The following is a 22,104-nucleotide window of genomic DNA, read 5'->3' on the forward strand; positions in this document are numbered from 1 at the left end:
CCGACCGGGTCACCCACCCGGGGAGCGTCGCCTGGCATGTCCGACGGGCCGACGACGTCCCGAACACCTTTGAAGCAGACGCGCCCGCGTGCGGGCGCACAGGAGGACGGTGTTGATGACCACGCCGCAGCACTGGGTCGCGCCACCCGAGGCGCAGGGCCTTTACGACCCCGCGACGGAGCACGACGCGTGCGGTGTCGCGTTCGTCGCGACCCTGCGCGGGACGCCGGGACGCGACATCGTCGACGCCGGCCTCACCGCGTTGCTCAACCTCGACCACCGCGGTGCGGTGGGCGCCGAGGAGAACAGCGGTGACGGAGCCGGGATCCTCACCCAGATCCCCGACGCCTTCGTCCGGGACGTCGTGGCCGTCGAGCTGCCGCCGGCCGGCCGCTACGCCATCGGCATGGCGTTCCTTCCGCAGGACCAGGCGGAGGCGGACGCCGTCGCGCGCCGCTTCGAGGCCATCGCCGTCGAGGAGAAGCTCGACGTGCTCGCCTGGCGCGACGTGCCCGTGACCGCGGACCTCGTGGGACCGACCGCCCGGGCGTCGATGCCGACCTTCCGTCAGGTCCTCGTCGCCGACCCTGCGCGCGAGCTGGCCGGGATCGAGCTGGACCGGCGGGCGTACCGGTTGCGCAAGCGGTCCGAGAACGAGCTGGGCCTGTTCCTGGCGTCGCTGTCCGCTCGCACCGTGACGTACAAGGGCATGCTGACCACGTCGCAGCTCGAGCCCTTCTTCCCCGACCTCTCCGACCCGCGGTACGCGTCCGAGATCGCGCTGGTCCACTCCCGCTTCTCCACGAACACGTTCCCCTCGTGGCCGTTGGCCCAGCCGTTCCGCATGATCGCGCACAACGGTGAGATCAACACCGTGCGCGGCAACCGGAACTGGATGGCGGCGCGGGAGGGCACCCTCGCCAGCGAGGCCCTCGGCGACCTGAAGCCGCTCCTGCCGGTCTGCACTCCCGGTGCCAGCGACTCGGCCAGCTTCGACGAGGTCCTCGAGCTGCTGCACCTGTCCGGCCGCTCGCTGCCGCACTCCGTGCTGATGATGATCCCGGAGGCGTGGGAGAACCACGCGGAGATGGACCCGGCGCGCCGGGCGTTCTACCAGTACCACGCCAACCTCATCGAGCCGTGGGACGGACCGGCCTGCCTGACGTTCACCGACGGCACGCTGATCGGGGCAGTGCTCGACCGCAACGGGCTGCGTCCGGGCCGCTACTGGGTCACCGAGGACGGTTTGGTGGTGCTCGGCTCGGAGGCCGGTGTGCTGGACATCGACCCGGCGACGGTCGTCCGCAAGGGCCGGCTCGAGCCCGGCCGCATGTTCCTGGTCGACACCGACCAGGGCAGGATCGTCGAGGACGACGAGGTCAAGTCCCAGCTGGCCGCGCAGCGGCCCTACGCCCAGTGGGTGGCCGAGCACACGATCACACTGGACTCGCTGCCCGAGCGCGAGCACGTCGCTCACTCGCCCGCCTCGGTGCAGCGTCGCCAGCGTGCCTTCGGCTACACGGCCGAGGAGCTGAAGATCATCCTGACGCCGATGGCCGGCACGGGCACCGAACCGTTGGGCGCCATGGGGTCGGACACCCCCGTGGCCGTGCTCTCGAAGCGCCCGCGCCTGCTGTTCGACTACTTCACCCAGATGTTCGCCCAGGTGACCAACCCGCCGCTGGACTCCATCCGGGAGGAGCTGGTCACGGCGATCGACTCCACCATCGGGCCGGAGCCCAATCTGCTGGACGGCTCGTCGGTGCACGCCCGCAAGCTCGACCTGCCGTTCCCGGTGCTGGACAACGACGAGCTGGCCAAGATCGTCCGGATCGACCGCGACCCCCGCCTGGAGGGTGAGTTCCGGGCAGCCATCGTGCGTGGCCTCTACGAGGTCTCCGGCGGCGGCGCGGCACTCCAGGCGCGGCTCGACGAGATCTTCGCGGAGATCGACGCCCAGATCGAAGCCGGGGTGACGCACGTGGTGCTGTCCGACCGCGACTCGGACGCCGAGCGGGCACCGATCCCGTCGCTGCTGCTCACCAGCGCCGTGCACCACCACCTGCTGCGCCGGCACACCCGGACCCGGATCTCGCTGGTCGTGGAGGCGGGCGACGTGCGAGAGGTCCACCACGTCGCGCTGCTCATCGGCTACGGGGCGGCCGCGGTCAACCCCTACCTCGCCATGGAGACCGTCGAGGACCTCGCCCTGCGCGGCTATCTCGACGTGGGCCCGGAGCAGGCCGTGCGCAACCTCATCAGGGCGCTGGGCAAGGGCGTGCTCAAGGTCATGTCCAAGATGGGCATCTCGACGATCATGTCGTACCGCGGCGCGCAGGTCTTCGAGGCCATCGGACTGTCCCAGGAGCTCGTCGACGACTACTTCACCGGCACCACGAGCCGGCTGGGCGGGATCGGCCTCGACGTGATCGCCGCGGAGACCGCGGCTCGCCACACCGAGGCCTACCCGGCGTCCGGGAACCACACGCCGCACGAACGTCTCACCACGGGCGGCGAGTACCAGTGGCGCCGTGACGGCGAGGAGCACCTGTTCGACCCCGAGACGGTGTTCCGGCTGCAGCACGCCACCCGCACCGGCCGCATGGAGATCTTCCGGAAGTACACCCGGCGGGTCGACGAGCAGTCCGAGCGCCTGATGACCCTGCGTGGTCTGCTCCGCTTCGACCCGGACCGCGAACCGATCCCTCTCGACGAGGTCGAGCCGGTCAGCGAGATCGTCAAGCGGTTCAACACGGGTGCGATGTCGTACGGCGCGATCTCCCAGGAGATGCACGAGACGCTCGCGGTCGCGATGAACGAGCTCGAGGGCCGGTCGAACTCGGGCGAGGGTGGCGAGGACTCCGAGCGCCTCTACGACCCGCGCCGCCGGTCGCGCGTGAAGCAGATCGCCTCGGGCCGCTTCGGCGTGACGAGCGAGTACCTCACGCAGGCCGACGACATCCAGCTCAAGCTCGCGCAGGGCGCCAAGCCCGGCGAGGGCGGGCAGCTGCCGGGACCCAAGGTCTACCCGTGGGTGGCCCGGACACGGCACTCCACGCCCGGGGTCGGGCTGATCTCGCCCCCGCCGCACCACGACATCTACTCCATCGAGGACCTCGCCCAGCTGATCCACGACGCGAAGAACGCGAACCCCAGCGCGCGGGTCCACGTCAAGCTCGTCTCGGAGTTCGGCGTGGGCACGGTCGCGACGGGCGTGTCCAAGGCGCACGCCGACGTCGTCCTCATCTCGGGGCACGACGGCGGCACGGGCGCCAGCCCGCTGACCTCGCTCAAGCACGCGGGCACCCCGTGGGAGATCGGTCTCGCCGAGACCCAGCAGACGCTGGTGCTCAACAACCTGCGCGACCGGATCACCGTGCAGGTCGACGGTCAGATGAAGACCGGCCGTGACGTCGTCGTCGCCGCGCTGCTCGGCGCCGAGGAGTTCGGCTTCGCCACCGCGCCGATGGTGGTCTCGGGCTGCATCATGATGCGCGTGTGCCACCTGGACACCTGTCCGGTCGGCGTGGCCACGCAGAACCCGGAGCTGCGTCGCCGGTTCACCGGGAAACCCGAGTTCGTCGTCAACTTCTTCGAGTTCATCGCGACCGAGGTGCGTGAGCACCTCGCCTCGCTGGGCTACCGGTCCGTCGAGGAGGCGGTCGGTCAGGTCCAGACGCTCGACACGCGCAAGGCGGTCGACCACTGGAAGGCCTCGGGTCTCGACCTGGCTCCGGTGCTGGAGCGCGTCGAGCACCCGGCAGGGTCGGCCCTGCACCGCACCCGCGAGCAGGACCACGGCCTCGACAGGGCGCTGGACCGGCAGCTCATCGCGCAGGCACGGGCCGCGCTGGAGGACGCCCAGCCGGTCCGCATCGAGGTCCCGGTGCGCAACGTCAACCGGACGGTCGGCACGATGCTCGGCCACGAGGTCACCAAGCGGTACCGCGGTGAGGGACTGCCCGACGACACGATCGACGTGACCCTGACGGGCTCCGCGGGGCAGTCGTTCGGTGCGTTCGTCCCGCGCGGGGTGACGCTGCGGCTCTTCGGCGACGCCAACGACTACGTCGGCAAGGGTCTCTCCGGCGGACGGATCGTGGTGCGGCCCGACCGTGCGGCCGTGCTCGACGGGGCGGCGAACGTCATCGCCGGCAACGTGATCGGCTACGGCGCGACGAGCGGCGAGGTGCTGCTCCGAGGCCGGGTCGGCGAGCGGTTCGGCGTCCGCAACTCCGGCGCGACCCTGGTCGTCGAGGGTGTGGGCGACCATGGTTGCGAGTACATGACCGGCGGAGAGGTCGTGGTGCTCGGCCCGACCGGCCGCAACTTCGGCGCGGGGATGTCCGGGGGTGTGGCCTACGTGCTGAACCTGCGTGACGTCGCGATGAACCCGGCGGCGGTCGCGGCCGGCGAGCTGGTCGTCGGGCCGCTCGAGGACGACGACTGGGCGCGGGTGCAGGAGCTGCTGGCGAAGCATCACGAGGAGACCGGCTCGCCCGTCGCGGCCGAGCTGCTCGCGGACGAGGCCACGCGCGGACGCTTCTCGCGGGTCCTCCCGCCCGCCTGGGCGAACGTCCGCACCGCGTTGGCCGAGGCGGAGTCCGCCGGGACGCCGCTGGGCGAGGGCGACGACTTCGACCCCTCCCTCTGGGAGCACATCATGGAGGTGGCACGTGGCTGACCCGCGCGGATTCCTGAAGGTTCGAGAGCGTGAGCTCCCGCCGAACCGCCCTGTCGAGGTACGCCTGCGTGACTGGAAGGACGTGCACGAGCACCGGAAGGAAGGTGAGCCGCTCCTCGGTGGTCGGTTGTCCGAGCAGGCCGGCCGCTGCATGGACTGCGGCATACCGTTCTGCCACCAGGGGTGCCCGCTCGGAAACCTGATCCCCGAGTGGAACGACCTCGTGCGGCAGGACCAGTGGGCGGACGCGATCGAGCGGCTGCACGCCACGAACAACTTCCCGGAGTTCACGGGGCGCGTGTGCCCCGCTCCGTGCGAGACGAGCTGTGTGCTGGGCATCAACCAGCCGGCCGTGACCATCAAGAACATCGAGGTCTCGATCATCGACGAGGCCTTCGAGCGCGGGCTGGTGCACCCCCAGGTGCCTCAGCGGCTCACCGGTTCGACGGTCGCCGTCGTGGGCTCCGGCCCCGCCGGTCTGGCCGTCGCGCAGCAGCTGACCCGTGCCGGACACACCGTCGTCGTCTACGAGCGCGACGACGCGATCGGCGGCCTGCTCCGCTACGGCATCCCCGACTTCAAGCTCGAGAAGACGCACATCGACCGTCGGCTCGCCCAGATGGAGGCGGAGGGCACCCGGTTCCGCGCCGGTGTGGAGATCGGCAGGGACATCACGTGGGACGCCTTGCGTCGCCGCTTCGACGCGATCGTGGTGGCGACGGGCGCCACCGTGCCCCGCGAGCTGACGGTCCCGGGCAACGACCTGGCCGGGGTGCACCCGGCCATGGAGCTCCTCACGCCGTCGAACAAGGCCGTGGCAGGCCGGCCCGTCGAGGACGCACCCGACGCGCAGGGCAAGCACGTCGTCGTCATCGGCGGCGGCGACACCGGTTCGGACTGCGTCGGCACGTCGCTGCGGCAGGGTGCGGCAAGCGTGACGACGCTCGCGATCGGCAAGAAGCCGTCGACCGAGCGCCCGCCGCACCAGCCGTGGCCCACCGACCCGATCGTCTTCGAGGTCTCGACCTCGTACGAGGAGGGCGGTGAGCGGACGTTCCTCGCCTCGACCGTGAAGTTCCTCGGCGACGAGGACGGTGCGGTCCGGGCGCTGAGGGTCGCGGAGACGGAGTACCTGGCCGACGGACGTCGCGTGCCGAAGCCCGGCACCGAGCGCGACATCCCGGCGGACCTGGTCCTCGTCGCGATGGGCTTCACCGGTCCGGAGACGGACCTGCTGGTCGAGCAGACCGGCATCGAGACCACGAGCCGCGGCCTGGTGCGCCGCGGTGACGACTACGCGACCACACTGCCGGGCGTCTTCGTGGCCGGCGACGCCGGCCGCGGACAGTCGCTCATCGTGTGGGCGATCGCCGAGGGGCGGGCGGCCGCGGCCGCCGTGGACACGTTCCTCCAGGGGAGCACCGAGCTGCCGGCCCCGGTGGGCCCGCGCACCGTTGCCCTGAGAGAATGAGCACGAACCCGGGCGTCGTGTGGCGTCCGGGACGGCCCCGGTCGGTACCGGGGCAGTACGACGACGAGGCTGGAGACATGCGCAGAGCGAAGATCGTGTGCACCATCGGACCCGCGACAGCATCCCCGGAGAAGCTCCGGGAGCTGGTGGACGCGGGTATGGACGTGGCCCGGATCAACCGGAGCCACGGCGAGCAGTCGGAGCACGAGGCCGTCTATCACGGTGTGCGCGCGGCGGCGAAGGACGCGGGGCGCAACGTCGCCGTCCTGGTCGACCTGCAAGGCCCCAAGATCCGGCTGGGCCGGTTCGGTGGCGACGAGAAGCACTTCCTGAACGAGGGCGACACGCTCACCATCACGACCGAGGACGTCGTGGGCACCCGGGAGCTGGTCTCCACCACGCACAAGGGGCTCCCGCAGGACGCCCGGGTGGGCGACCCGATCCTCATCGACGACGGCAAGGTGCGCGTGCGCGTCACCGCGGTGGAGGGCCCTCGAGTGGTCACCACGGTCGAGGTGCCGGGTCCGGTGTCGAACAACAAGGGGCTCAACCTGCCCGGCGTCGCGGTCTCGGTCCCGGCCCTGAGCGAGAAGGACACCGACGACCTGCGGTGGGCGCTGCGCATGGGCGCGGACATCATCGCGCTGTCGTTCGTGCGCAACGCCGCGGACTACGAGGACGTCCGCAAGATCATGGACGCCGAGGGACGCGTGGTCCCGGTGGTCGCGAAGATCGAGAAGCCGCAGGCGGTGGACAACCTCGAGGAGGTCATCGCGGCGTTCGACGGCTTCATGGTGGCCCGCGGTGACCTGGCGGTCGAGATGCCGCTGGAGCAGGTACCGCTGGTCCAGAAGCGCATCGTGGAGCTGGCACGCCAGAACGCGAAGCCGGTCATCGTGGCGACGCAGGTGCTGGAGTCGATGACCACGAGCCCGCGCCCGACGCGTGCCGAGGCATCCGACTGCGCCAACGCCGTGCTGGACGGCGCCGACGCGGTCATGCTCTCGGGCGAGACGTCCGTGGGCGACTACCCGATCCTCACGGTGCAGACGATGGCCTCGATCATCGAGGCCACCGAGGAGATGGGGCGCGAGCGCATCGCCCCGCTCGGCTCCGCGCCGCACACCCGGGGCGGGATCATCACGCGCGCTGCCGCGGAGATCGGCAACTCGCTGGGGGTCAAGTACCTGGTGACGTTCACGCAGTCCGGTGACTCGGCCAAGCGGATGTCGCGCCTGCGCTCGGGCATCCCGCTGCTGGCCTTCACCCCCGAGGAGTCGGTGCGCAACGTCCTGGCGCTGACCTGGGGCACGACCACGTACGCGGTGCCGGAGGTCGGTTCGGTGGACGCGATGGTCGGTCAGGTGGACCAGACGCTGCAGGCCAACGGTCTGGCCGAGGTGGGCGACCGCGTCGTCATCGTCTCGGGTGCACCGGTGGGCGTGCCGGGAACGACGAACTCGATCCTCGTGCACAAGGTGGGTACCCACGGTGACGGTGGCGCCGTCGCCGAGTGACCCCACGGCTGTGACCAACGGCACCGGGAGACCGGTGCCGTGAGGACGACGAGAGCCCGGACCGCTCCTGCGGTCCGGGCTCTCGTGCTGCGTGCCCCGAGCGGGATTCGAACCCGCACTGGATCGGGTTTGAGCCGATTGCCTCTGCCGGTTGGGCTACCGGGGCGCGGTCGGCAGCGGCCTTATCGAACCACACGGGCACGCCCGGTGCCCAACCGGCCGCGACCGGGTAGGGTGCGCACGGTCACACCGCGGTGGGTGTGGTGAAAGCACACGGCTGGTGCTCGCGGGGTCTACGATGGTCCCTGTGACCGACGAGAAGCTGCCGCTCGACCTGCCCCCGCTGATCGACGCCGAGCCGGAGGCGTCGCCTCCCGAGCCCCCGGCGAAGCCTTCGCGGCGAGCCGTCGTCGCCGAGGACGAGGCGCTGATCCGCATGGACGTCGTCGAGACGCTGCGCGAGGCTGGCTTCGACGTCGTCGGTGAGGCCGGGGACGGCGAGACGGCTGTCAACCTGGCCACCGAGCTCAAGCCCGACGTCGTCGTCATGGACGTCAAGATGCCGGAGCTGGACGGAATCTCCGCGGCCGAGCGGATCGGCAAGGCGCACGCCGCCCCCGTCGTGCTGCTCACCGCGTTCTCCCAGACGGAGCTCGTCGAGCGCGCCCGCGACGCCGGCGCGATGGCCTACGTGGTCAAGCCGTTCACGCCGGCGGATCTGCTGCCCGCGGTGGAGATCGCGATCTCCCGCTACCAGCAGATCGGCGCGCTGGAGTCCGAGGTGGCGGACCTCCAGGAGCGTTTCGAGACCCGCAAGCGTGTGGACCGCGCCAAAGGCCTGCTCATGACGAAGATGGGCCTGAGCGAGCCGGAGTCGTTCCGCTGGATCCAGAAGACCTCCATGGACCGCCGCCTGACCATGCGCGAGGTCGCGGACGCGGTCATCGACCAGGTGGGCGCCTGAGACACGTTGTGCGACTCCCTGGTGACGGCTATGGTCACCAGGGAGTCGTGATCTTTTCGTGACCTTTGCGCAGCGAGGGGAACGTACGAAGTGTCGGAGGGAGTGTCGATGCGTGCAGCGGTCGCAGTTCGGCCCGCGACGGAGGACGATCTGCTGGAGGTCGCCGAGCTGGCGGCGAGCGTCGCCCCGGACGGTACGACCACAGCCGCCGCCGACCCCGGCCGGCTGTGCGAGCACCTCAGCGTCCTCCTGGCCGCCGGGGGAGAGGTGCTGGTGGCGGTCGAGGACGACGCCGTCGTGGGGTTCCTCCTGGTCCGTGTGCTCGGCCCGCGCTTCTACGCGCTGACGCCGAGCCTGTACATCGACGCTATCCTCGTCGCCCCCCGGACCCGGCGGCACGGTGTCGGTCGGTCGCTGCTCGTCGCGGCCCTCGACCTGGCCGCCCGCGCCGGCGCCGAGAACATCTACTGCGCGCCCGCGCCCGGTGCCCGGGAGATGCACAGGTTCCTCGCCCGTCTCGGGTTCGCCCCGGCGGCCGGCCACCGTGTCGTCGCGGTGCCGGTCTTGGAGCGCCGCCTGGCCCAGGGAGCGTCGCCGGGCGCGACCGTCGTGCGTCGCCGTGACGGCGGCCGCCGGCGCCGGGACGCGACGCGCGCGGCCATCGAGGACCTGGTGGCCAGGCGCCGACGCGCCCGCGAGGCGGGACTTCCCACCGGTCCCGTGGACCTGCGCGCCTTCCAGGTCGAGCACGCCGCGGCCGAGGCCGCCCGCCAGGCCGGACCGGCCGCCGAGCAGGCGTCCCACGTCTCCTGACGGGTCGCCCGCCGCGGCACGGCCGGACGCGCCGGTCTAGACCGTGCCGAGCAGCATGCAGGTGAGCCGCGCCGTCGCGACCCGCCGTCCGTCGTCGTCGGTGATGACGACCTCGTAGGAGGCGGTCGACCGTCCGAGGTGCGACGCCGTGGCGACACCGTGCACCTGACCGCCGCGCACGCCTCGATGGTGCGTGACGTTGAGCTCGAGGCCGACCGCCGCACGACCCGTGCCGGCATGGCTCTGCGCGGCCACCGAGCCGAGCGTCTCGGCGAGCGACGCTGTCGCACCGCCGTGCAGGAGCCCGGCCGGCTGGGTGTTCCCCGCCACCGGCATGGTGCCCCGCGCCGTCGCCGCGGTCACCTCGGTCAGGACGATGCCGGTGCGCTCGATGAGGGTGCCGGCGGCCGCCCGCTGCCAGGCGGCGGCATCCTGCGGGAAGGCGTCTGTGTCAGTCATGGAGGATAGGTTGGCACCCGTGACGACCTCAGCGCGAACCGGTGGCCGACTGCTCCTCATCGACGGCCACTCGATGGCCTACCGGGCGTTCTACGCCCTGCCCGACACGCTGGTGACCTCCAGCGGCCAGGTGACCAACGCCGTGTACGGCTTCTTCTCGATGCTCACCAACCTGCTGCGCGACGAGGAACCGACGCACGTCGCGGTCGCCTTCGACGCCGGCCGGGTGACGTTCCGCACGGAGAGGTTTGCCGAGTACAAGGGGAACCGTGACGCGACGCCCGAGGTCTTCCGGGGCCAGGTGCCGCTGATCAAGGAGGTCCTCGAGGCGCTGCGCGTCCCCGCGCTGGAGCGTGAGGGCATCGAGGCGGACGACATCCTCGCGACCCTCGCACGCCAGGGTGCGGAGGCCGGGCTCGAGGTCCTGATCTGTTCCGGCGACCGTGACGCGCTGCAGCTCGTGACCGACGGTGTCACGGTGCTCTACCCGAAGAAGGGCGTCTCGGAGCTCGCGCGGATGACCCCGACGGCGGTCGAGGAGAAGTACAAGGTCCGTCCCGAGCGCTATCCCGACCTGGCCGCTCTGGTGGGGGAGACGAGCGACAACCTGCCCGGTGTCCCCGGTGTGGGTCCCGGCGTCGCCGCCAAGTGGATCAACCAGTTCGGCGACCTCGACTCGCTGCTGGAACGCCAGGGCGAGGTGACCGGCAAGCGGGGGGAGGCGTTGCGTGAGCACGCCGTCCAGGTGCGCCTCAACCGAGAGCTCAACGCGTTGCTGACCGACGTCGCGCTGCCGCTGGCGATCGATGACCTCGCCGTCGTGGGCTTCGACCGCGAGGCGGTCCACAGCGTCTCCGACGCGTTGCAGTTCGGCGCGCTGCGCGACCGGCTGCTCGCGGTCGACCCCGCGGGCGGCGATCTCGAGGAGGTGGCCGCGCCCGGCGTCGCGGTCGCGGTGCACGAGGGCCCGTTCGCCGACTGGGTCGCGCGGCATCCCGGCAAGCTGCTGGGTCTGGACGTGACGGGGGTGGCCCGGCCCGCCCGAGCGGACGCGTGGCAGGTGGCCGTGGCGACGGGTGGCACCGACGGGACGGCGAGCGCGGTGGTCCTCGACCTGGCCGAGCTGGACACCGCCGACGAGCGCGCCCTCACAGGCTGGCTGGCTGACGAGTCGGCGCCCAAGGCGGTGCACGGGGCCAAGGCGGCCTGGCACATGCTCGCGGCGCGCGGGCTCGAGCTCGCCGGCGTGACGTGGGACACCGAGCTCGCTGCCTACCTCTGCTACCCGGACCAGCGCGGGTACGACCTGGCGGACCTGGTCGTCCGGCACCTGCACCGCGAGCTCGCGGTGGCGGACGACGCCGCGCAGGGAGCGCTCGACCTCGATCTCTCCGAGGGCTCCGGTCCGGGAAGCGAGGCTGCGGCCCGCGCGGTCGCCGTCGTGGATCTTGCGGGCGCACTCGCCGACGGGCTCGACGACCGGGGGGCGCGCAGCCTCCTGCACGACGTCGAGATGCCTCTGGCCGGCGTGCTGGCGCGGATGGAGGACACGGGGATCGCCGCGGACACGACGTTCCTCACCGAGCTCGAGCAGCACTTCGCCGACGCCGTCGCACGATCAGCCGCGGAGGCGTACGACGTCATCGGCCGCGAGGTGAACCTGGGCAGCCCGAAGCAGCTCCAAGAGGTCCTGTTCGACCAGCTGGGCATGCCGCGGACGAAGAAGATCAAGACCGGGTACACCACGGACGCCGCGTCCCTGCAAGACCTCTTCACCAAGACCGAGCACCCGTTCCTGGCGCATCTGCTGGCCCACCGGGACGCGGCGAAGCTGCGGACCACCGTGGAGGGCCTGCTCAAGTCGGTGCAGCCGGACGGGCGGATCCACACCACGTTCCAGCAGACGATCGCCGCGACCGGCCGGCTGAGCTCGATGGACCCGAACCTGCAGAACATCCCGATCCGTACGGAGTCGGGCCGGCGGATCCGTCGGGCCTTTCGGGTCGGTGAGGGGCAGGAGGTCCTCCTCACCGCTGACTACAGCCAGATCGAGATGCGGATCATGGCGCACCTGTCGGGCGACGAAGGGTTGATCGCCGCGTTCCGCTCGGGCGAGGACCTGCACCGTTACGTGGGCTCGCGCGTCTTCGACGTCGAGCCGGCCGACGTCACCGCCGAGATGCGCGCGAAGGTCAAGGCGATGAGCTACGGCCTGGCGTACGGGCTGAGCGCGTTCGGTCTGTCCCAGCAGCTCAGCATCGCCACGGGTGAGGCGCAAGGACTGATGGACGACTACTTCACCCGCTTCGGGGGCGTGCGCGACTACCTGGCGGGGATCGTGGAGGAGGCTCGTGCCACGGGATACACCGCGACGATCCTGGGCCGGCGTCGATACCTCCCGGACCTGACGAGCGACAACCGGCAGCGACGGCAGATGGCGGAGCGGATGGCCCTGAACGCGCCGATCCAAGGCAGCGCGGCCGACATCATCAAGCTCGCCATGCTCGGGGTGCAGCGCGAGCTCGACGAGCGCGACCTGCGGTCGAGGCTGCTGCTGCAGGTGCACGACGAGCTGGTGGTCGAGGTCGCGCCGGGCGAGCGTGACACCGTCGAGGACGTCCTGCGGTCGAGGATGGGGGCCGCCTACTCGTTGGACGTGCCGCTCGACGTCTCGGTCGGGGCGGGTGAGACCTGGCACGACGCCGGGCACTGACGGGCCACGGCCGCGCAGGTCAGTCCTTGGTCGTGACGAAGACCGCCGTGCCGGGCAGGTATGCGCCCCGCACCGGTCCCCATCCGCCCCACGTCTCGGTGTTCCAGGCGGGCCACTCGGGCTCGACGAGGTCGCGCAGGCGCAGCCCGGCGGCCACGACGTCCCGGACGTGGTCGCCCACGGTCCGGTGGTGCTCCGCGTAGACGACGCGGCCCGACGCGGTGGCCTCGACGTAGGGACGTCGGTCGAAGTACGAGCGGTGCGCCGTCAGCCCGTCGGGGCCGGGGTCGTCGGGGAACGCCCAGCGCAGGGGGTGCGTCACCGAGAACACCCACCGCCCGCCGGGCCGCAGCACGCGCGCCGCCTCCGCGTGCACGCGGTTCGCGTCGGCGACGAACGGGATCGCGCCGAACGAGGTGAACACGACGTCGAAGCTCACGTCGGCGAACGGCAGCGCGCGGGCGTCCGCCTCCACGACGGGGACCCGGGTGCCGGTGCGCGCGTCCAGGCGCGCCGCAGCATCCATCATGGCCGGAGCGACGTCGGTCGCGACCACGCGCGCACCCTGCCCGGCGAGCCACCGCGAGCAGTGCGCCGCACCGGCGCCCACCTCGAGGACGTCCGCGCCGCGCACCTCGCCGAGCAGGCGGGCCTCGGCCTCGGTGAGTCCCTCGGGGCCCCACCGGAACCCGGCGTCGCCGAGGAACCCGCCGTGGTCCTCGAGGTACTCGTCGGCGTGCGCGTCCCACCACTCGCGGGCCGCTCCGTCGTCGTCGGGGGCATCTCGGTAGCCGAACCAGGTCGCGGTCACGCCCTCATCGTGCCACCGGAGGACCTGTGACGGACGCGGCTCGGCCGCGGTGCCGTCCGCATTGACCCTTCCATACCGCGCGGATAAGATGGTCCGCGGTGCAGTGCGCCCGTGGGGCTGGCCCATGCGTGGCCGGCGAGTCCGTCGGCCTGGTCGACAGCCGCACGATACACCTGCACCGCGACCCCTGTCCGCACTATGCCCTGTCCGCATCGGAGCAACTACTCAATGACCATCTCCACCACGAAGTCCGCCCCGCAGGTCGCCGTCAACGACATCGGCACCGAGGAAGACTTCCTTGCCGCCGTCGACGCCACCATCAAGTACTTCAACGATGGTGACATCGTCGAAGGCACGATCGTCAAGGTCGACCGCGACGAGGTCCTCCTCGACATCGGATACAAGACGGAGGGCGTGATCCCGTCCCGGGAGCTCTCCATCAAGCACGACGTGGACCCGGGCGAGGTCGTCACCGTCGGTGACGCCGTCGAGGCTCTCGTCCTCCAGAAGGAGGACAAGGAGGGTCGTCTGATCCTGTCCAAGAAGCGCGCGCAGTACGAGCGCGCCTGGGGCACGATCGAGAAGATCAAGGAGGAGGACGGCGTCGTCACCGGCACCGTCATCGAGGTCGTCAAGGGTGGCCTCATCCTCGACATCGGCCTGCGCGGCTTCCTCCCCGCCTCGCTGGTGGAGATGCGCCGTGTCCGCGACCTCGCGCCGTACGTCGGCAAGGAGATCGAGGCCAAGATCATCGAGCTCGACAAGAACCGCAACAACGTGGTCCTGTCGCGCCGCGCCTGGCTCGAGCAGACGCAGTCCGAGGTCCGTTCCACCTTCCTGCAGACGCTGCAGAAGGGCCAGGTCCGTCCCGGTGTCGTCTCCTCGATCGTCAACTTCGGTGCGTTCGTCGACCTGGGTGGCGTGGACGGTCTCGTGCACGTCTCCGAGCTCTCCTGGAAGCACATCGACCACCCCTCCGAGGTCGTCGAGGTCGGTCAGGAGGTCACGGTCGAGGTGCTCGACGTCGACTTCGACCGCGAGCGTGTCTCCCTGTCGCTGAAGGCGACGCAGGAGGACCCGTGGCAGACCTTCGCCCGCACGCACGCCATCGGCCAGGTCGTGCCCGGCAAGGTGACGAAGCTCGTGCCGTTCGGTGCGTTCGTCCGCGTCGAGGACGGCATCGAGGGTCTCGTGCACATCTCCGAGCTGGCGGTCCGCCACGTCGAGCTGCCGGAGCAGGTCGTCCAGGTGGGCGCCGAGGTCTTCGTCAAGGTCATCGACATCGACCTCGAGCGTCGCCGCATCTCGCTGTCCCTCAAGCAGGCCAACGAGGGCATGGACCCGGAGTCCGAGGACTTCGACCCGGCGCTCTACGGCATGGCTGCCGACTACGACGAGAACGGGGAGTACAAGTACCCCGAGGGCTTCGACCCGGAGACCAACGAGTGGCTCGAGGGCTTCGAGACGCAGCGTGAGGCCTGGGAGGCGGAGTACGCCAAGGCGCACGCCCGCTGGGAGTCGCACCGCGAGCAGGTCCGGGCTGCGCTGTCGGCCGACGCCGACGCCGCGGCCGGGGACGTCGTCTCCGGTGGGTCGAGCAGCAGCTCGTCCTCCTCGTCGTCGTCCTCGTCGTCCTACTCCTCCGCGGCCCCCGTGCAGGAGGAGGAGACCGGCGGCACGCTGGCTTCCGACGAGGCGCTGGCCGCGCTCCGCGAGAAGCTGACCGGCAACTGAGCCGACGGTTGCCGACCCGCTGAGGGTCGCTGACCGAGAAGGCCCGTCACCCCGCAGGGTGACGGGCCTTCGTCGTGCTCGGCCGGCTGACGGCTACGAGGCCGGCCGGTCGTCCAGATCGGCGAACTGCGTGCGGTACAGCTCGGCATAGAGCCCGCTCGACGCCAGGAGCTCGGCGTGCGTGCCCTGCTCGACGACGGCGCCGTCGTCGAGCACCACGATGGAGTCGGCGGCGCGCACGGTCGACAGCCGGTGCGCGATCACGAGCGAGGTGCGGCCGGCCAGCGCCTCGTCGAGCGCCGCCTGCACCGCCGCCTCGGACTCGGAGTCGAGGTGGGCGGTCGCCTCGTCGAGGACGACGACGTCGGGAGCCTTGAGCAGGAGCCTGGCGATCGCCAGCCGCTGCCGCTCGCCACCGGAGAGGCGGTAGCCGCGGTCCCCGACGACCGTCTCGAGCCCTTCGGGCATGCGGGCGACGAGGTCGCCGATCCGCGCCTGCTCGAGGACGTGCCAGATCTGGTCGTCGGTCGCGTCCTGCCGTGCGTACCGCAGGTTGCCCGCGACCGTGTCGTGGAACAGGTGGGCCTCCTGCGACACGACGCCCACGGTCGCGCGCAGCGACGCGGCGGTGACGTCTCGCAGGTCCTGACCGGCGATGCGCACGGCGCCCGAGGTCGGGTCGTACATCCGGACCACGAGCTGTGAGAGGGTCGTCTTGCCGGCCCCGGAAGGCCCGACGAGCGCGACCATCGTCCCGGCGGGCACGGCGAAGGACACGTCGCGCAGGGTCGCGCCGACGGGGTCCTTGCGCACCGTGGCGACGGACTCGAGCGAGGCGAGCGAGATCTCGTCGGCTCGGGGGTACCGAAACGTGACGGCGTCCAGCTCGATGCCGGCTCCGTGCGCGGTCACGGCGTGCCGCAGGTCGCCGGCGTCCGGCTTCTCCGCCACCGTGGGCTCGAGATCGAGGACCTCGAGGACCCGCTCGAAGCTGACGAGGGCGGTCATGACGTCGATCTGGACGTTGGACATCGCGCTCAAGGGGCCGTAGAGCCTCCCGAGGTAGGCCGTCAGCGCGACGATCGTGCCGACGGTGAGCTGACCGGCGATCGCCTGCAGCCCGCCGACACCGTAGACGACGGCGATGGCGACCGACGCGAGCGTCGTCAGCCCGATCCGGAACCAGGTCGAGTACAGCGCCCTGGCGACGCCGACGTCACGCAGCGCCCGCGCGTGCTCGGCGTAGTGCGCGGCCTCGCGCTCCGGGTCGCCGAACACCTTGGCGAGGTGCGCCCCGGCGACGTTGAACCGCTCGTTCATCAGCTGGCCGGCGTCGGCGTCGAGCTCGTAGCCGCGGTGCGCCAGAGCGGCGATCCGTCGGCCGAACCAGCGTGCCGGCAGGACGAAGGCTGGCAGCAGGGCCAGCGCCAGGAGCGTGAGGCTCCACGACATCACGAACATGGCCGTGAGCGTGAAGACGATCGTGAGACCGTTGGAGACCACCGTCTGCAGGGTCGAGGTGAAGGCCTGCTGCGCACCGAGCACGTCCCCGTTGAGCCGCTGCACCAGCGCACCGGTCCGCGCCCGCGAGAAGAAGGCCAGCGGCATGCGTTGCACGTGGTCGTAGACGCTGGTGCGCAGGTCGACGATCAGCTCCTCGCCCACCACGGCAGATACCCATCGCTCGGCGAGCGCCAGCAGCGCGGTCAGGGCGGCCAGGCCGGCCGCCGCGGCCGCCATGAGGAGCACCACCTCTCGGTCGTCGCCGCCGATCCCGACGTCGATGAGGCGCCGGAACAGCAACGGGACCGCCGCGCCGGCGGCCGCCCCCACCAGGAGCAGTGCCACGAAGACGGCCAGCCGGCCGCGGTAGGGCCGGGCGAAGGCCAGGATCCGGCGCAGGGTCTCGCGGGGGAGTCGACGGCGGCGCACCGACGCGTCCTGCACGTAGGACCGCATCGGCCCGCCCATCCCGACCCCGGGCCGTCCACCAGGTGCTCGCCCGCCCATGCTCATGGCGTGAAGCCTACGGCGAGGGCAGGATGGGCCTATGTTCCGCATAGGCCTCACCGGTGGTATCGCCGCAGGCAAGTCCGTCGTCTCCCGCCGTCTCGACGAGCTGGGCGCCGTGGTGATCGATCACGACGTCCTGGCGCGCGAGGCGGTCGCCCCGGGTTCGGTGGGGCTCGCCGAGGTCGTCGAGGAGTTCGGTGACCAGGTGCTCGCCGACGACGGCGCGCTCGACCGGCCCGCGCTCGGGCGGGTGGTCTTCGGCGACACCCGGGCGAGGACCCGGCTCGAGGGGATCGTCCACCCGCAGGTCCGCCGTCTGGCGGCCGAACGCGAGGCTGCGGCGGGCGCCGCGGACCCGCGTGCCGTCGTCGTGCACGACGTCCCGCTGCTCGTCGAGACCGGTCAGGCCGACCGGTTCCACCTGTTGGCGGTCGTCGACGCGCCGGCCGCGCAGCGTGTCGAGCGGCTCGTGACCGGTCGGTCGATGACCGAGGCGGAGGCGAGGTCGCGCGTGTCGGCGCAGGCCGACGACGGCGAGCGCCTGGCCGTGGCAGACGTCGTGCTCGACGGGACGGGCACGGAGGACGGGCTGCGGGCACAGGTCGACGAGCTGTGGTCGCGCGTGACCACGGAGGTCGCGCAGGAGCTGGACGCCGAGGAGGCCGAGCGGGCGTGAACATCCTCGTCACAGGGTTCGAGCCCTTCGGCGGCGCAGCGGTCAACGAGTCGTGGCAGGCCGTGCAATGCCTCGAGGAGCGGTGGGTGGCCGAGGGGCGCCCGGAGCGTCTCGTCGTCGCCCGCCTCCCGGTCACCTTCGCCGGCGCCCCGGCGAACCTGAGCCGGCTGCTCGCGGAGCACTCGCCGCAGGTGGTGGTGTGCGTCGGGCTCGCGGCGGGCTCGCGCACCGTGCGGCTCGAACGCGTCGCGCTCAACGTGGTCGACGCGCGGATCCCCGACAACGCAGGGCGATCACCGGTCGACGAGCCCGTGGTGGCCGACGGGCCGGTCGCCCACCTGAGCTCGCTGCCCCTCAAGGCCGCCCTCGGAGCCGTGCGCGAGACCGGGGTCCCGGTCAGCGTGAGCAACACGGCCGGCACCTACGTCTGCAACGCCACGTTCTACGCCCTGGCGCACGCGCTGGCGGGCACCGACGCCCGCGCCGGGTTCGTGCACGTCCCCGGGGCCGACGCCGTCCCGCCGGCGGAGGCGGCACGGGCCCTCGCTGCGGTGGTCCGCACGGCGGCGGACCACCGCGCCGGACGGATCGAGGAGCTCGTCCTGGCGGCCGGGACCGAGCACTGACCGTGACCACCGCGCGCTGACCGTGACCACCGCGCGCTGACCGCACCGGGGCGGCGGCGGCGAAGCGGTTGTCGGTGGCCGGGCCTACCGTGGGGGGATGCGACCCGTGACCGACCTGCAGCGCACCGTTGCCCCCTTCGAGGTGATCTCCGAGTTCGAGCCCAGCGGGGACCAGCCCGCCGCGATCGGGGCGCTCGCGGAGCGTATCCAGGCGGGGGAGAAGGACGTCGTCCTGCTGGGTGCCACCGGTACGGGCAAGAGCGCCACGACCGCCTGGCTCATCGAGAAGCTGCAACGACCGACGCTCATCATGGCGCCGAACAAGACGCTCGCTGCACAGCTTGCCACGGAGTTCCGCGAGCTCCTGCCCCACAACGCCGTCGAGTACTTCGTGTCGTACTACGACTACTACCAGCCTGAGGCGTACATCGCCCAGACGGACACCTACATCGAGAAGGACTCGTCGATCAACGACGAGGTGGAACGGCTGCGGCACTCGGCGACGTCGAACCTCCTGACCCGGCGCGACACGGTCGTGGTGGCGTCCGTGTCGTGCATCTACGGGCTGGGCACGCCGCAGGAGTACGTCGACCGGATGGTGCGGCTCGCGGTCGGCGACGTCGTCGACCGCGACGAGATGCTCCGCAGGTTCGTGCAGATGCAGTACTCGCGCAACGACATGGCTTTCACCCGGGGGACGTTCCGGGTGCGGGGCGACACCGTGGAGATCATCCCGGTGTACGAGGAGCTCGCGATCCGCATCGAGATGTTCGGCGACGAGATCGAGTCCATCCAGACGCTGCACCCGCTCACCGGCGACGTGATCCGCACGGAGCAGAGCGTGTACCTCTTCCCGGCGACGCACTACGTAGCAGGTCCGGAACGGATGGAGCGGGCGATCGGAAGCATCGAGGCGGAGCTCGAGACCCGCCTGGCCGAGCTCGAGAAGCAGGACAAGCTGCTCGAGGCCCAGCGGCTGCGCATGCGCACCACCTACGACATCGAGATGATGCGCTCGATCGGGACCTGCAACGGTATCGAGAACTACTCACGGCACATCGACGGCCGCGAGGGTGGCACGCCGCCGAACACGCTGCTCGACTACTTCCCCGAGGACTTCCTGCTCGTCATCGACGAGTCGCACGTGACGGTGCCGCAGATCGGCGCGATGTTCGAGGGCGACATGTCACGCAAGCGCGCCCTCGTCGACCACGGGTTCCGGCTGCCGAGCGCGACGGACAACCGACCGCTGCGCTGGGAGGAGTTCGTCGAGCGGATCGGGCAGACGGTCTACCTCTCGGCCACGCCCGGCGACTACGAGCTGTCGATGTCCGACGGCGTGGTCGAGCAGATCATCCGACCCACCGGCCTCGTGGACCCGGAGGTGGTGGTCAAGCCCACCACCGGCCAGATCGACGACCTGCTCGGGGAGATCCGCGACCGCGTGGAGCGCAACGAGCGGGTCCTGGTCACGACGCTGACCAAGAAGATGGCCGAGGACCTCACCGACTACCTGCTGGGCAAGGACGTGCGGGTGCGTTACCTGCACTCCGAGGTGGACACCCTGCGACGCGTCGAGCTGCTCCGCGAGCTGCGCCTGGGCGAGTACGACGTCCTCGTGGGCATCAACCTCCTGCGCGAGGGTCTCGACCTGCCCGAGGTCTCGCTGGTGGCGATCCTCGACGCCGACAAGGAGGGGTTCCTGCGCTCCGAACGCTCCCTCATCCAGACCATCGGCCGTGCCGCGCGCAACGTCACCGGCCAGGTGCACATGTACGCCGACAAGGTCACACCGGCGATGCGATTCGCACTCGACGAGACGGACCGGCGCCGGGAGAAGCAGAAGGCCTACAACGCCGAGCGCGGCATCGACCCGCAGCCGCTGCGCAAGCGGATCGCGGACGTGACCGACATGCTGGCGCGCGAGGACATCGACACGGCCGAGCTGTTGGCCGGCGGCTACCGGAAGGCGCCGGGGGACGGCCGCGGAAAGGCTCCCGTGCCCGGGTCACCGAAGGAGGCCTCGACGTCGGGCAACCGGCTGGCCGGGCTGGCGGCGGAGGAGCTCGCCGAGCTGATCCAAGAGCTCAGCGACCAGATGCACGCCGCCGCCGCCGAGCTGCAGTTCGAGGTGGCGGCGCGCCTGCGTGACGAGATCGGCGGGCTCAAGAAGGAGCTGCGCCAGATGCGGGCGGCCACGGGTTGACCCGGCCCCCGGAACCACAGTTCCCCGACCAGAGGACCTGAGTACCCTCGACCTGAACGTCAGTGCCGGCCGCGCCGGCGACGAACGCCTCCCGGCCCTGACGGCGGAGGCCGAGCGTCTCACGGCCCTCGGAGCGTCCGTGCTGAGCGAGGGCGCAGAGCTCGGGGACGTCTGGATCGTGATGCAGGACCCCGAGGGCAACGACTTCTGCCTGCAGTGAGCGACGGCTCCGCGCGGGTGCCCCGCACCGTCGTCGTGCCGTATGCTTGACGCTCGTTGGAGGGGAGTATCTCCCAAGTGGTGAGGCCGTCAGTACGACCGGCACGGACGCCGGTTCGGTCTCATCCACCCGGGTTGCCCGCGGGTGAGAGAGACCTCCGGTGCCTTGTCCTGCGTACCGGAAGGATCTGTCATGGACGTACCCGTGTGGGTATGGATCGTCACTGTCGCCGCGATCCTGGCGATGCTCGTCGTCGACTACCTCGGCCACGTGCGCACGCCGCACGCGCCGACGCTCAAGGAGTCGGCGTGGTGGTCGCTCGCCTACGTGGCGGTGGCCCTCGTGTTCGGAGCGATCGTCTTCGCCGGTTGGGGCAGCCAGTACGGCGGGGAGTACTTCGCCGGCTACATCACGGAGAAGTCGCTCAGCGTCGACAACCTGTTCGTGTTCGTCCTGATCATGACGAGCTTCCGTGTGCCGAGGGAGCACCAGCAGCGCGTGCTGCTGGTCGGCATCACGATCGCGCTCGTGCTGCGGACGATCTTCATCCTGGCCGGAGCGGCGCTCATCGCGAACTTCGCCTGGATCTTCTACCTCTTCGGCGCGTTCCTCGTGTGGACCGCGATCGCCCAGGCCCGCGCGGGAACCTCCCACGACGAGGAGTTCACCGAGAACGCGGTGCTCCGCCTGACCCGGCGGCTGTTCCGGACCACCGACGACTACGTCGAGCACCGCATGACCGTCCGGATGGACGGCAAGCGATACATCACGCCGATGCTCATCGTCATGGTCGCGATCGGCAGCGCCGACCTGCTCTTCGCCGTCGACTCGATCCCGGCGATCTTCGGGCTGACCCAGGAGACGTTCCTCGTCTTCGCGGCCAACGCGTTCTCGTTGCTCGGCCTGCGGCAGCTCTACTTCCTCGTCGACGGCCTGCTCGACCGCCTCGTGTTCCTCAACTACGGGCTCGCCGCGATCCTCGGATTCATCGGGGTGAAGCTGGTCATCCACGCGCTGCACACCAACGAGCTGCCGTTCGTCAACGGCGGCGAGCACGTCGAGGTGATCCCGGAGATCCCGACGAGCTACTCGCTGGCGTTCATCGTGGTGGTGCTCGGCATCACCACCGTGACGTCACTGATGAAGACGCGCCGGGACAGGCGCATCAGCGCGACCGTCGAGAAGGGTGACGGCTGA

15 protein-coding genes and 1 tRNA gene are annotated in these 22,104 nt (G+C 71.0%); 12 read left to right on the forward strand and 4 right to left on the reverse strand.

Translation table 11 applies throughout. The annotated features are described in order from the left end of the window. Positions 1-115 precede the first annotated feature (115 nt). The 3 genes from gltB (at position 116) to pyk (ending at position 7,672) form a co-directional block, all read left to right on the forward strand. Entirely contained in the window at positions 116-4,684 is a 4,569-nt protein-coding gene (gene gltB / locus ACWAT2_RS00280) for a glutamate synthase large subunit (RefSeq protein WP_402371992.1), read from the forward strand. Next, positions 4,677-6,155, forward strand: a complete 1,479-nt coding sequence (locus ACWAT2_RS00285) for a glutamate synthase subunit beta (RefSeq protein WP_402371991.1) — start codon at positions 4,677-4,679, stop codon at positions 6,153-6,155. Before gltB ends, ACWAT2_RS00285 begins: the two co-directional genes overlap by 8 nt. 77 nt (positions 6,156-6,232) lie before the next feature. Then, positions 6,233-7,672 carry a pyruvate kinase gene (pyk, locus tag ACWAT2_RS00290; protein WP_402372094.1) on the forward strand — a complete coding sequence of 480 codons (1,440 nt, stop codon included), beginning with the start codon at positions 6,233-6,235 and terminating at the stop codon, positions 7,670-7,672. 92 nt (positions 7,673-7,764) lie between these two features. Here pyk and ACWAT2_RS00295 read toward each other — a convergent pair. Further along, positions 7,765-7,838: transfer RNA gene (locus ACWAT2_RS00295), tRNA-Leu, on the reverse strand. A 132-nt stretch (positions 7,839-7,970) separates the two neighbouring features. Between ACWAT2_RS00295 and ACWAT2_RS00300 the strand changes: the two genes are divergently transcribed. Further along, positions 7,971-8,636, forward strand: coding sequence for an ANTAR domain-containing response regulator (locus tag ACWAT2_RS00300; protein WP_402371990.1), 666 nt, complete (start codon positions 7,971-7,973; stop codon positions 8,634-8,636). 108 nt (positions 8,637-8,744) lie between these two features. After that, on the forward strand, positions 8,745-9,449 hold the full coding sequence (locus tag ACWAT2_RS00305; RefSeq protein ID WP_402371989.1) for a GNAT family N-acetyltransferase: 705 nt from the start codon (positions 8,745-8,747) through the stop codon (positions 9,447-9,449). Between the two features lie 36 nt (positions 9,450-9,485). On the opposite strand, the gene ACWAT2_RS00310 is transcribed toward ACWAT2_RS00305, so the two are convergent. Further along, positions 9,486-9,908 (reverse strand): hotdog fold thioesterase, encoded by a 423-nt coding sequence (locus tag ACWAT2_RS00310; RefSeq protein WP_402371987.1) that lies wholly within the window; start codon positions 9,906-9,908, stop codon positions 9,486-9,488. Here ACWAT2_RS00310 and polA point away from each other — a divergent pair. After that, a complete protein-coding gene (gene polA / locus ACWAT2_RS00315; RefSeq protein WP_402371985.1) occupies positions 9,907-12,621 on the forward strand; it encodes a DNA polymerase I in 2,715 nt (904 codons plus the stop codon). The genes ACWAT2_RS00310 and polA overlap by 2 nt on opposite strands. 19 nt (positions 12,622-12,640) lie before the next feature. Here the strand turns inward: polA and ACWAT2_RS00320 are convergent, their stop codons facing one another. Further along, a complete protein-coding gene (locus ACWAT2_RS00320; RefSeq protein ID WP_402371983.1) occupies positions 12,641-13,432 on the reverse strand; it encodes a class I SAM-dependent methyltransferase in 792 nt (263 codons plus the stop codon). Positions 13,433-13,660: 228 nt separating this feature from the next. On the opposite strand from ACWAT2_RS00320, the gene rpsA reads away from it, so the two are divergent. Next, positions 13,661-15,166, forward strand: a complete 1,506-nt coding sequence (rpsA, locus tag ACWAT2_RS00325; protein ID WP_402371982.1) for a 30S ribosomal protein S1 — start codon at positions 13,661-13,663, stop codon at positions 15,164-15,166. 93 nt (positions 15,167-15,259) lie between these two features. Here the strand turns inward: rpsA and ACWAT2_RS00330 are convergent, their stop codons facing one another. After that, positions 15,260-17,182, reverse strand: a complete 1,923-nt coding sequence (locus tag ACWAT2_RS00330) for an ABC transporter ATP-binding protein (protein ID WP_402371980.1) — start codon at positions 17,180-17,182, stop codon at positions 15,260-15,262. 34 nt (positions 17,183-17,216) lie between these two features. Between ACWAT2_RS00330 and coaE the strand changes: the two genes are divergently transcribed. From coaE to ACWAT2_RS00355, 5 genes are all read left to right on the forward strand, one after another. Further along, on the forward strand, positions 17,217-17,855 hold the full coding sequence (gene coaE / locus ACWAT2_RS00335; RefSeq protein WP_402371979.1) for a dephospho-CoA kinase: 639 nt from the start codon (positions 17,217-17,219) through the stop codon (positions 17,853-17,855). Next, the gene (locus ACWAT2_RS00340; RefSeq protein ID WP_402371978.1) at positions 17,852-18,481 is read left to right on the forward strand and encodes a pyroglutamyl-peptidase I; all 630 of its coding nucleotides are present in this window, start codon (positions 17,852-17,854) and stop codon (positions 18,479-18,481) included. Before coaE ends, ACWAT2_RS00340 begins: the two co-directional genes overlap by 4 nt. A gap of 97 nt (positions 18,482-18,578) precedes the next feature. Next, complete coding sequence (gene uvrB, locus ACWAT2_RS00345) at positions 18,579-20,687, forward strand: excinuclease ABC subunit UvrB (RefSeq protein WP_402371976.1); 2,109 nt, start codon at positions 18,579-18,581, stop codon at positions 20,685-20,687. After that, on the forward strand, positions 20,629-20,907 hold the full coding sequence (locus tag ACWAT2_RS00350) for a VOC family protein (RefSeq protein WP_402371974.1): 279 nt from the start codon (positions 20,629-20,631) through the stop codon (positions 20,905-20,907). Before uvrB ends, ACWAT2_RS00350 begins: the two co-directional genes overlap by 59 nt. A 192-nt stretch (positions 20,908-21,099) precedes the next feature. Further along, positions 21,100-22,104: a TerC family protein gene (locus tag ACWAT2_RS00355; protein ID WP_402371973.1), complete on the forward strand. Its 1,005-nt coding sequence runs from the start codon at positions 21,100-21,102 to the stop codon at positions 22,102-22,104.

It is taken from the genome of Isoptericola sp. GX10416, from assembly GCF_056590155.1.